Raw genomic sequence first — 10853 nt, forward strand, 5'->3', positions numbered from 1 at the left:
TCAACAGCGGCATGGCTATCGGTTTATATAGACGGGCGGTTGTTGCGCTTTACTCTTGCGGTTTCCCGTTTCTGGATCGATTCCAAACAGGCCGCTGGCGCCGGGGATGCCGCTGGCGCCGGGAATATCCCTGGGGTCCCGAAAGAAGTAAAGCTGGTCGCCGATAGCGAACGTTTGTGGGAGGACCTTGCTATCAGAGTCTTCCGAAGGAGTCGCTTTGCGGATTGCTGTAGCTACGGTGAGCATAGCGTCATGAGCCATTATCGCCCACCCGGTTTTTAAATGTGCGCTCGGGAAAACCTGATTATAATGGGACTTTGTGAAGTTGTCTCTGAAGGTTTTATAGAGAGTCCTATCGGGATTGTTTTTACTGGCAAGATAATCGGGATTGGCGAGCGGGACGTAGATGATAGAAATGGGCGCTTCCGGATCATTGAGCTCCGGGGGGTTTATAGGTTGTGCGGCGGCGTCTGAGCCGGTGACCACAGTGATGGGCGTAGAGCGGCAAGAGCGCTGATGCAGGAACTCTAAGAAGCTTGGAAGAGTTGTTTGGCGACCAGCGTAGAACACCATGTCGACCTTCTCCCCGCAGAGAAGGTTGGCGATCCCTCGTAGGGACTCTTCTCCACCGCGAGGATCGAATTTATATTGGCTTTCTTCGCTGATTAAGTATTCTTTGAGCCCGCTTTCGGGATTCTCGAACGCTTTTTTCAGAGAATGAGTATATAGATCGGGGGACCCCTGAGGGGTGCGCTCGGTCCATACCAGCGCTGCGGTTTTCAAATCGGGACGATTTTTCATCAGTTCCCGGCTTATTACCTTCAGCTGAGTAGAGACATTGGGTGCCACCCGGACCAGTCCGCGGATCGGGTCACCGCTCTTACCTGTTCGTTCGTCCTTATCGATTGTGCCGGTAGAGTCGAATCCGTCAGCCGTGATGACGTCACTGACCATAGGAATGGCTGGATCAGCAGCCAGCTCGCGGGCCGCGTCGACACTTTCCTGCTGGCTGAGACCCATTCCCGCGACTGCGACCAGGGAGTCGGGAGCCTTGATCATAGCCTTCAGGTGCTTGACAGTGCTGCGCCAATGGGCCTCGTTGTTACCCATGTTGGCCAGTACCAAGCGGATCTTGGGGTGTCTGCTGCTGGGACTCTTGGGATGATTGGCGGTGTATTGGGCGATGAAAGCTCCTTCGACCTCGTGGACAGTTCGCCCGCCGGTCAGGTTTTGAGGGCCGGTTCCCAGCGGAGCCAAGAACGCGACTGTGACGTAGCTACCTGGTCCTCCCTTTACCGCCTGGCGGTTCTCGGCGGCGATGGCTGTTAAGGCCGGCCGCAAGTCCTCGCCAAAAACATCGGCGCGGTCAGTGCCATCGGTGACTCCAACGCACTCGTCCGCCGAGATACGTATGAGAGTGGGGTTGCGGGTGTCGCAGTGCTGGATGAGCCCAGCCGTCTCCTGGGCTGGCGTAGGGGTGGGTTTGGCATCCGGCTGATTTCGATTCCAGGGCTGCCACCATAGGATGGCAGCAGTGAGCGCTAGTGCGGTCAGCACCGTCAGTAGCCGTGTGCTTATCCATCTTGGAATTTTTATCTCCTGCAGCAACCGGTGTCTCTTGGATACCTGACGGTTCTTTGATGCGGCTTCCTCTGAGAGGTTCTCCTTCGATAGGGGTTTTCTTTCGGAATCTCGTACCCTGGCTAGGGCAGCGCACCACAGAGCCACTTCTGAAGGGTTCAACCCGCATGCTTCGGTGTACCGAGTGACAAAGAAGGTTGAAGGCAGCGTGCTCTTGTTGAAGTTGGTGGAGGTGGTGCTTTTAGGCAGTCCCTCTTCTTCGAGCTTTTTGAACGAGAGATTGTTGACTTCCCTGAGCCTTCCGAGGAGAGCTTTGAACTGCGTCGCGGTATGCACGCTTTCCAGTTCATCTACGAGAGAGATGCTCATTGGCTCCGCCCCGAGCCGTTTTGGCTGCTGCTGGGCTGTCCACTTAGCCAGGAGCTGATCTGCGCGGCCGCGCCGCCGGCCACAAGCACGACGGTCAGGGTGTCCAGCGGGGCCTGTCCAGCGAGTTGCATCACCAGCACGACCGCGACGATGATCACCAATACTGCGACGCGGTGGACAGGACGCAGCCCATCCGATGCAGCAGGCTTATCTGACGAGGCGGGCAGGGAAGGAAGCTGATTGTCGGCGAGAGGGCGTCTACGCCGAGACGACGGACGTGGATCATGTACGGCCATTACAAGAGCCTCATCTTTCCTGGGCGCGGCCTAAATCCGCTACGATGGCCTCATGTTGCGATTACCGGTCGCCCCACGAGCTGATAGGTAGAGAATTCCTTATTAGTTCCCCGTAATCCAGCCCTATCTAGTACGGAACCAGGCAAGCCAAGCGTTCCGTACAAAAACGGATTGTACGGCCGGTTGCCTCTGTGAACCACGAAGTGGTTCGGAACATCAGAAGGGGGCCCCTGCCGGTAACAGGAACCCCCTTCGCAACCTCTCGAACAATCCTCGCCGCGCCCAGGAAGACATGACGGGTGCATTCGAGACAGCGGTCGTCTCACGACGGGCCGCCCACTCAGTCTCGCCATAGAACCATCGCAATATCAAGATCCAAAACCCGTTCCGAACCTGTTCCGAACGGGCAAAACGCCAGATCAGCCGGTTGCTTACCCTCTCAGCGGCCTGCTCGTGCTCACCGGCTTTGCCTTCGGGCATGGATCAAGTTCCGCACACACACAACCGATCGAGCCCGTCTCTAGCCGATCAAATGATCAGGATTTGTCGCTTTTGTCGCAAAATTATAGATTGACCAATAAAAGAACATTCTGACCACTTTGCTGAGTCGGGAAAGCGCCGGGTGAAGCAATCGAGCCAGCGCAGGCATGCGTCCAGCTGTCAGTTCTCAGAAGTGATCCGCCGGGCCGCCTCGTCCTCGGCCTGGAGTGTGGCCGACGCTTGCCGCCGGTCCAGTCCGCTCCCTCGCCTGAGGCTCGGTCGGCGGACTGGACAGTCGGCCGCGCGCCGGCCGGACGGGCCGCGGGGGACGAGCCGGGAAGGGTGAGGAAGACCGGCGGGCGGGGAGACGGCGGGCTGGGAGCAGGACGACTTCCAAAGTGAGCAAGATGAGGATCAGGCGCCTGATCGCGCCGGTTGTGGCCTGGGGCTTTCGCCCCGGGTGATCACCTGTCTACCGTCGTAGGTGATCTGTCCCCGCCTGGGGGCGGGGTCGCTTCGCTGGGAAGGGGGGCCGGTGGTCGACGTCCAGGAGGTCTCGTCCCCGCCACCCGGGCCCCGGCCGGGCGGGCGCCGTCGCCGGGTGGCCGGCGGACGCGGCAACCGCAACACGGTGCGCTTCACCGACGCCGAGCAGCGCCGCGTCGAGGCGGCGGCCGCGGCCGCCGGGATGAGCGTGCCGCACCTGCTGGCCGAGACGATGCTGGCCTCCCTGACCGGAGGGGAGCGGTTGATGGCGGTGGCCGAGCGCCGGGCGCTGGCCCGGCAGGTGGCGGCCGCGCAGCGGGTGCTGAGCGCGGTCGGTGGCAACGTCAACCAGCTGGCGGCCAGGGCCAACAGCGGCCAGGTGCCGGCGGGTGCCGAGGTGGTCGCGACGCTGCGCGTGGTGCGCCAGGCCGCCCAGCGCATCACCGCCGCCCTGGCCCACCTGATCCCCGAGCGAGACGAGGGTGAGGGCGGGGACGGGCGGTGATCAACAAGATCGCCGCGCAGCACGGCCACGACATCGGCGGCCTGATCCGCTACCTGTTCGGGCCGGGCCGCTCCAACGAGCACCGAGACCAGCGCGTCATCGCGGCCGATCACGTCCTGGACGTCGCCGACGGCACCCGCCTGGATGGCCCCGAGCACTGGGAGCGCGTCCTGGAGCTCGGCCACGCCCTGGACGACCACCGCGTCATCGCTGGACTCGAGCCCGAGAAGGGCTGGGTGTGGCATTGCGCGATCTCGCTTCCGCCCGGCGAGGCGCTGAGCGATGAGCAGTGGGCGGTCGTGGCCCGCGCGGCCGTGGCCCGGCTGGGCTTCGATGAGTCCACCGGGCCGGCGCCGTGCCGGTGGATCGCCGTCCACCACGGCCCGTCGGCCGGCGGCAACGACCACATCCACCTGGCGGTCAACCTGGTACGCGAGGACCTGACCCTGGCCGCGCCCGGCCGGGACCGGATGGCGATGTCGGTGCTGTGCGCGCAGATGGAGCGACGCTTCGGGCTGCACGTGGTCGAGGGCCGTCCCGGGCGGGGCCTGCCCGGCTACAGCCGCGCCGAGGCCGAACGCACCAAGCGAGCCCGCCCGCACGCTGCCGGCACCGGCCCGCCCTCGAGGAGCCCGGCCGCCCACACCGGCCCGGGGAGCGGGGACGTCGACCGGCTGCGCCTGGCCCGCCTGGTGCGCGCGGCGGCCGCCAGCTCGGCGAGCGAAGCGGAGTTCGTGCGCCGCGCCAAGGCGTCGGGGGTGCTGGTGCGGGCCCGGTTCGCCACCGGCGGCCGCGACCGCGTGGTCGGCTACTCGGCCGCGCTGCGCCCGGTCGGCGGGCGTGCGCCGGTGTGGTTCGGCGGCGGCAAGCTCGCCGCGGACCTGACCCTGCCGCAGCTGCGCCAGCAGTGGGACGACGTCGACGGCCAGGGCCCGGCGCTTGCCGAGTGGCGCCGCTCCGGCGAGGCGGCCGGCCCGCCCGGTCTCGGCGAGCGGGCCGCCGTCGACGCCGAGCAGTGGAAGCGCGCCGCGCAGCTCGTCGACGCCATCCGCGAACGCCTGGAGCGCACCCCGGACGGCGACGTCGCGGCCTGGCGCAGCGGGTGCCGGGGGGCGGCCGCGATGCTGGCCGCGCTCGCCGAGCGCATCGAAAAGCCCGGCCCGGACAAGACGGGCGGGCCGGGGCCGATCGCCGCACTGGCCGACCGCCTGGCCTGGTCCGCCCAAGCCCCGCGCGCCCAGGCGCGTGTTCCCGTGCCGGCCCGGGCCGAGGTGCGGACCGCGACCCGGATCATCATCGCGGCCGCCCGCCAAGGCCCGGCGGCCGCCACGTGGATGCTGGTGGCCACCGCGCTGGTACTGCTGGCCGCCACCATCACTTCCTGGCACCGGCGCCACCGCCAGCACCGCCAGGCCGCCGCCTTGAGCACCCACGCCGGCGCCTTGGCCGGTGAGTTGCGTCGGCGCCGGATCGCGGCCGCCCCGGCCTGGAGCGCGCGCCACTACGGCGCCTTCCCCGACGCCCACCTCAAACGGCTGAGCGCCGTGCTCAGCGACGACGTGGCCCGGCTCAGCGCACCGACCCCGGCCCCTCCTCGCGCGGCCCTTCTGGCCTTCCCCGGCTACCGGGCCCCGGCCACCGCCGAAGAGGCCCGCCGGCGCCTGGCGGCCGTCACCGAGGAGGTCGACCTGCGCGCCGCGCTGCCCGCCGGGCGAGCCGCCCAGGAGCACACCGAACGTATCGAGCGCTCCCATGTCCAGCAGGCCCAGCGCAGCTCCCGGCCGAGGCCGCGAGGTGGCCCCGAGCACGGGCGCGGCGGACGCAGCCGATAGTCACCAGAACGAACACAGCAGCACAACCGAACCAGCAGCCAGCATCGACATTAACGTTTATGGTCGTGACGATAACGACAATACCTCCTGCTGGAAAAGCTTCTACGGTCATTAAGAATCAGCCTGTCAGGGACGTCGTCACGGCCGATCCTGCGATTAACCACGAAACGAAACATGGTCATAATGCCTGCAAATAAACGGGTCAGGGGTATGGCTCGCTCGTTCGAGAGTGTGGATTATGCGTTCTTGACGTAGAGCGACCTTTCGGTGACGGAGGTGACATTGAAGCTCGACGGAATTTTCTCAAGTCCCTCACCATCATTAACTGTGTGCGATTATTCGGGCACTGTGAGGCAATATTCTAGCGGTCGAAAGTCATTTCCGCAGGACGGCGGCTTGCGGGATCCCTTTCGTGGAAGTCGTCTTAACAATCCGTTTGTTCGCAAGTGCTTAGAGGAACCGCGTTGCGACGTACCCGCCAAACCGCAGCTCAGCGAGTGTTTTCACTGACGGGTTCACCTGAAGTGGACATGCTCATACCATCTCGTTAGATGAATGCCAACACTTTATTTTATCGACATGGGCACCTACATTCTCTTAGGTCATGACTGGAGGGTTTACTCCAGAATCTCTTCTCGTGGAGGAATGCGATATGATGTTTGTCAAGACTCTGCTCGTTGCTGGGGTTGCGGCCGCAACGGCGTTTGTGGCTACCCCTGCTGCTTACGCCGCCTCCCCCTCTCCTCAGCCGACAAGCGATTCGGCAAGGGTTCTCGGTGGCTGCGGGCAGATTAGAAACGTCACCACATCGGGCGCTCGTGCGCACTGGGAGTTGTCATGTGACAGCGGACTGATCACAGTCTCGGGGTGGTTGCAGGACACCGATGCCGACGGTCAGTGCGCCAAAGTAAAGGCGGTCTTCGCCTCCGGCACTACCGAGTTCTCCTCCCCTGCCTGCCCCGACGGTGTCAAGAAGCACTTCAGCTGGTCGCACCCTGGCGCGATTGCTGATGTGTACCTGTACGAGTACGACGTCTGATCGGGAGTTAACAAACATGAGCGTCCGTAACGTCATCGCTGCCAGTCTGTTATCCGTAGGTGTCTTGCTGGTAGCGGCTCCGGCAGCAACTGCCGCCCCTGTCATTACTTCAGGGGTTGGGACCGAGATGCAGATCGAGGCCGGAGCGCCGTGCATCGTCACCGGTTACTCACTCCATGCAGCGGAGGAAATGGCCAAGGACTCAATCACCGGTGATCAGGTCGAGGACATCGTCTACACCACCTGCAGTCGAGCGGTAAAGCAGTCGAACGGAAACTGGAAGTACACGAAGGGCAAGATCGTCGTGATCTGCAATAATAACGGTTACGTCGTGACTGCCTGGCGTCGCGCCTAGCCTTGTTAAATGGTTAGATGGGGCTGAGGAAGCCGTGAGATCACGGACCTCGGCCCCATCTGACTTCCCTTCCGGAGGCTGATTATGAACCTGCGCCACGATCCGCAAGTCAATGCCGCATACATCGAATTTCGAGAGATCGAACCCGGTGAGGAAACCTTCAAGCTGCCTGTCGACGGTGGCGAAGGGGATGTTCCTGCCCTCCTCCGCTTCTCCAGTTCTGGAGAACTTCTCGGCGTTGAGTTGCTGGACGCTGCACGGCAGATCCCTCGCGTGCTGCGTGACAGCACTTCCTGAGCCTTAGTGGGGCAAAGTAGGGCCTCTGGGACCGGATTTTGACGTTAGGGCAGGTGATTTCCGCAGGCGTACGGCGCATCCCCTTGACTGGGCTCCTCGCCCAGGTGGGGTTTCGGCGGTGGTCATCCCACGAGGTAACCCCCCGGAGGCCAAGGAGTTTTTTAGGAGCCATCTACGCGCCAGCGCGCGAGGCGGCTCAGGGGCGGGGCGGGGTGCCGAACCGGGCCCGGTAGAGGGCGGCCGGGGAACTGGCGTGCGTGATCTGAACCTCGGCGCCGCCAGCCGCGCCGGTGGCGTCGACGGCGAGCCGGATCCGCCGGCAGCCGATCCGGCAGATGTCGCAGCGCAGATCCTCGGCCGTGGCGATCCGGCCGCATGCTCGAAGCTGCGCGGTGTTCTTGGGGCACTGGCAGCGGGCCAGCGGGCGGCCACTCACGTCGCCGCCGCATCCTCTTCCGGAACATCACCCGACCGATCGGGCAGTAACACACCAGGCGGTACAGGATTCTGCAGGATCGGCGGATGCGACCAATCGTCCATTTCTCGGAGATCGACCGTGCCGCCGGAGAACGTCGCGTCGTCGAAAGCGACCGTGCCGCCGGAGAACCTCGCGCCGGTGAAGGCGACCGTGCCGCCGGAGAACCTCGCGCTGCCGAAGGTGACCGTGCCGCCGGAGAACGTCGCGCCATCGAAAGCGACCGTGCCGCCGGAGAACACCGCGCCGTTGAAGGCGGCCGTGCCGCCGGAGAACCTCGCGCTGCCGAAGGTGACCGTGCCGCCGGAGAACGTCGCGAGGTGGAAGGTGACCGTGCCGCCGGAGAACGTCGCGCCATCGAAAGCGACCGTGCCGCCGGAGAACACCGCGAGGTGGAAGATGACCGTGCCGCCGGAGAACATCGCGAGGTGGAAGATGACCGTGCCGCCGGAGAACGTCGCGAAGTGGAAGGCGACCGTGCCGCCGGAGAACACCGCGCCGCTGAAGGTGACCGTGCCGCCGGAGAACGTCGCGCCGTTGAAGGAGAGCGTGCCGCCGGAGAACGTCGCGCCGTTGAAGGAGAGCGTGCCGCCGGAGAACGTCGCGCCATCGAAGGTGACCACGCCACCGGAGAACACCGCGGCGGTGAAGGCGACCGTGCCGCCGGAGAACCTCGCGCCGCTGAAGGTGGCTCTGCCGCCGGAGAACGTCGCACCGATGAAGTCGACCGCGCCGCCGGAGAACGTCGCATTGGTGAAGGCGACCGTGCCGCTGGAGAACGTCGCGCCGTTGAAGGTGGCTCTGCCGCTGGAGAACACCGCGTGGCTGAAGTTGCCGCCGTCGAAGACGACGGCGGTGAAGTCGAAGTCGTGGCCCTGCCAGGAGGTGGTGGCGTTCTGGCGCAGGTGGGTGGCGATGACGCGGATGATGGTGTGGCGTACCTCGCGCAGGCCGGCGAAGGCCAGGCGCTCGGCCGCCTCGCCGTCGGCGCCAGGGTCGGGGGCATAGGGCATGCGCAGGTAGGCGCACAAGACGTCGATCATCGTCTGGCGCAACTCCCGGGTGGGGGCGTCGTCGGCCAGGCCGGCCAGGGCGTGCACGCCGGCCAGGCGCACCGCGGGCGAGTCGTGGCCCAGGTGGTTGGCGGCGGTGGCGAAGCGCTCGTTGAACAGCTTGGTCGCCTCGCGCCGGTGGGCCTCGTCGGCGCGTAGCTCGGCGGCCTGCTGGCGGTGCTCGGCGGCTTCGGTGACCTTCTGCTTGCGGTAGGCCACGACCAGGGCGATGACGCCGCCGATCCCGGCGACCACCGCGAAGGAGAGCTTCAGCAGGTCCAGCAGCCGGCTCAGCGGCAGCCCCTTGGGCCCGACCGGGGTGAGCACGGGGAAACCCAGGATCCACAGGGCGCCGGCGAACAGGCCGGTGCTGAGCAGGAGGGAGCCGGCCAGGGCCAGGGCAAGGGTCGGCCCGATCCGGGCCAGCCGCAGGCCTTGGCCGGGGGCGGCTTTGGCGGGGTCCTTGCCGGGCGGGGTGGGGGGTGGTTCGTCGGGGGTGGCCACGCGATCCACAGTGGCGAAGGCGGCGCGGGTTATCAGCCGTTTCACCCAGAAGGTTCCTCCGGACGCGGCCGCCGGAAGGATCGGACATTTCGGGCACTAACTTGCGGGAATCGTCATTCCCGTGAGTTGGTCGGGACCCTTCCAGATGTGATTTCCGTCACAAAGCGCGCGGCTAGGGACGGACATTTAGAGGGCCTCCTCAATGGCATTACCAGAGGTAGATCCGGCTGCCTCAAGGTGTGCGCATCGCGCCAGTAGGCGCGCGTTTGCCCAGGTACTTAGCGTCTCGCCCTGTCGCCTGTTCCCCTACCGTGGGTCTATCCGGAGTCGCAGTCGCCGATCACAACCGGCCGGCAACCCTAGGGGTCGACCGGTCTTCGGTCGGCCTGTCCCATAGGTACACACCGTAAGGACGGCTGATGGATCCGGATGAGAAGAGAAAAAAGGGCGTTTGGCCTGCGTGGCCGGGATCGGCGGACGCGATCGTGCTCGTGGTGCGAGTGGTCGTGATCATCGTCGAGGCCGTGCTGCGCGGCGCGGGTGGCGCCGGGAGCTGACCACTTCCGACCGCCACCCTGCCCGCAGATGACAAGGGGTCTCGCATCTTGGTTTGGTCGCCCGGGTGCGAGGCCCTCTTGTTTTTCCGGCTGTGCATGCATGCACACCCACTAAGTCACTGTACAACCAACGTTACTTTCTTTGAATTCATGCCATCATGCACGTTCTGAGGGTGGAACCCCGGCTTTCGTCAGGATTTCCTTGACGCGGTGACCACGTCAAGGTTTCCTTGACGTATGAGCGACATCCCTGCACTTCACGATCGCACTCTGTCGTCGGCGTCCCTGGCGCGCCTGGGCGTCTCGGTCGAGGCCTGCGACGCCTCCGACATCGCCCGTGTCCTGGTCGACACCACCAACGCTCACGCCTACCCCGGTGAGGTGGTTGAGCAGGCCGCCCTCCTGGTGAACCAGGCCCGGGAGGTGTTGCGCCTGGCGGTGGTCCACGAACGGCTCAAGGGCACCTCCTGGGAGCGCATCGGCCGCGCCCTGGGCGACATCTCCAAGCAGGCCGCCAGCGAGCGCTACGTCGCCGCCGAGCGCGACTTCCGGCGCCGCCTGGCGCTGGCCTGGTTGGACCCCGACCTGCGCGACGAATACCTCGGCCACGGCATCAGCGGATCGATCGACGACCTCACCGTGTGGGCCCAGGAGCGCCGCCCGGAGCGCGAGGTCGCCCCGGCCGAGCCGCTGGGCGCGGCCCTGCCCGCTCGCACCGCCGCCGAGGAGGACGACCTGCTGGAGGAGGCCGCCGACCTGATGGCCAACCCGGAGCTGCTGGAGGGTGCCGAGCTGGACATCCCCAACCTGCGGATCGCCTACTTGGAAAAGGCCCTGGCCTACCGCAGCGCCGCCAAGACCGGAGGACCGACTCGATGACCACCCGATCCGTGCTCATGCCCGATCAGCACGACGACCTCCTGGCCGTCCTGGCGGCCGCCGAGGAGTTGTTGCTGACCTTCACCTCCTGGGAGGAAGACGGCGACGTCTTCGACGGCCAGCTGCCCGACGCGCTGGCCGGCGGC

Annotated in this window: 11 protein-coding genes; 7 read left to right on the plus strand and 4 right to left on the minus strand. The window is 65.4% G+C overall.

Features of this window, described 5'->3' with window-relative positions; all coding sequences use genetic code 11:
* Nucleotides 1–15 precede the first annotated feature (15 nt).
* Both ABD832_RS37850 and ABD832_RS37855 read right to left on the minus strand, forming a co-directional pair.
* The gene (locus ABD832_RS37850; protein WP_344906196.1) at nt 16–1950 is read right to left on the minus strand and encodes a hypothetical protein; all 1935 of its coding nucleotides are present in this window, start codon (nt 1948–1950) and stop codon (nt 16–18) included.
* Nucleotides 1947–2111, minus strand: coding sequence for a hypothetical protein (locus tag ABD832_RS37855; protein ID WP_344906199.1), 165 nt, complete (start codon nt 2109–2111; stop codon nt 1947–1949). The genes ABD832_RS37850 and ABD832_RS37855 overlap by 4 nt, the downstream gene beginning before the upstream one ends.
* A gap of 1150 nt (nt 2112–3261) precedes the next feature.
* Between ABD832_RS37855 and ABD832_RS37860 the strand changes: the two genes are divergently transcribed.
* The 5 genes from ABD832_RS37860 to ABD832_RS37880 all read left to right on the plus strand — a co-directional run bounded on the left by ABD832_RS37860 (nt 3262) and on the right by ABD832_RS37880 (nt 7240).
* Complete coding sequence (locus ABD832_RS37860; RefSeq protein ID WP_344906202.1) at nt 3262–3717, plus strand: plasmid mobilization protein; 456 nt, start codon at nt 3262–3264, stop codon at nt 3715–3717.
* Nucleotides 3714–5549, plus strand: coding sequence for a relaxase/mobilization nuclease domain-containing protein (locus ABD832_RS37865; RefSeq protein WP_344906204.1), 1836 nt, complete (start codon nt 3714–3716; stop codon nt 5547–5549). Before ABD832_RS37860 ends, ABD832_RS37865 begins: the two co-directional genes overlap by 4 nt.
* Nucleotides 5550–6201: 652 nt before the next feature.
* Entirely contained in the window at nt 6202–6588 is a 387-nt protein-coding gene (locus tag ABD832_RS37870; RefSeq protein ID WP_344906207.1) for a hypothetical protein, read from the plus strand.
* 16 nt (nt 6589–6604) lie between these two features.
* On the plus strand, nt 6605–6943 hold the full coding sequence (locus ABD832_RS37875) for a hypothetical protein (RefSeq protein ID WP_344906210.1): 339 nt from the start codon (nt 6605–6607) through the stop codon (nt 6941–6943).
* An 84-nt stretch (nt 6944–7027) separates the two neighbouring features.
* Nucleotides 7028–7240 carry a DUF2283 domain-containing protein gene (locus ABD832_RS37880; RefSeq protein ID WP_344906213.1) on the plus strand — a complete coding sequence of 71 codons (213 nt, stop codon included), beginning with the start codon at nt 7028–7030 and terminating at the stop codon, nt 7238–7240.
* Nucleotides 7241–7436: 196 nt separating this feature from the next.
* Here ABD832_RS37880 and ABD832_RS37885 read toward each other — a convergent pair whose 3' ends face one another.
* Complete coding sequence (locus ABD832_RS37885) at nt 7437–7676, minus strand: hypothetical protein (protein WP_344906216.1); 240 nt, start codon at nt 7674–7676, stop codon at nt 7437–7439.
* Complete coding sequence (locus tag ABD832_RS37890; RefSeq protein WP_344906219.1) at nt 7673–9316, minus strand: pentapeptide repeat-containing protein; 1644 nt, start codon at nt 9314–9316, stop codon at nt 7673–7675. Before ABD832_RS37890 ends, ABD832_RS37885 begins: the two co-directional genes overlap by 4 nt.
* Before the next feature lie 374 nt (nt 9317–9690).
* Here ABD832_RS37890 and ABD832_RS37895 point away from each other — a divergent pair, with 374 nt between their 5' ends.
* Together ABD832_RS37895 and ABD832_RS37900 are read left to right on the plus strand one after the other, a co-directional pair.
* Complete coding sequence (locus tag ABD832_RS37895) at nt 9691–9828, plus strand: hypothetical protein (protein WP_344906222.1); 138 nt, start codon at nt 9691–9693, stop codon at nt 9826–9828.
* Between the two features lie 237 nt (nt 9829–10065).
* A complete protein-coding gene (locus ABD832_RS37900) occupies nt 10066–10707 on the plus strand; it encodes a hypothetical protein (RefSeq protein WP_344906226.1) in 642 nt (213 codons plus the stop codon).
* Nucleotides 10708–10853: the final 146 nt, after the last annotated feature.

Origin of the sequence: Streptosporangium longisporum, assembly GCF_039534895.1 — a bacterium.
GTDB lineage: Bacteria > Actinomycetota > Actinomycetes > Streptosporangiales > Streptosporangiaceae > Streptosporangium > Streptosporangium longisporum.

Excerpts from the sequence above, each read along its gene's own strand:
- ABD832_RS37875 (WP_344906210.1), top strand. The coding sequence starts at position 6,605 with ATGAGCGTCCGTAACGTCATCGCTGCCAGTCTGTTATCCGTAGGTGTC.
- ABD832_RS37870 (WP_344906207.1), top strand. The coding sequence starts at position 6,202 with ATGATGTTTGTCAAGACTCTGCTCGTTGCTGGGGTTGCGGCCGCAACG.
- ABD832_RS37880 (WP_344906213.1), top strand. The coding sequence starts at position 7,028 with ATGAACCTGCGCCACGATCCGCAAGTCAATGCCGCATACATCGAATTT.
- ABD832_RS37850 (WP_344906196.1), bottom strand. The coding sequence starts at position 1,950 with ATGAGCATCTCTCTCGTAGATGAACTGGAAAGCGTGCATACCGCGACG.
- ABD832_RS37895 (WP_344906222.1), top strand. The coding sequence starts at position 9,691 with ATGGATCCGGATGAGAAGAGAAAAAAGGGCGTTTGGCCTGCGTGGCCG.
- ABD832_RS37900 (WP_344906226.1), top strand. The coding sequence starts at position 10,066 with ATGAGCGACATCCCTGCACTTCACGATCGCACTCTGTCGTCGGCGTCC.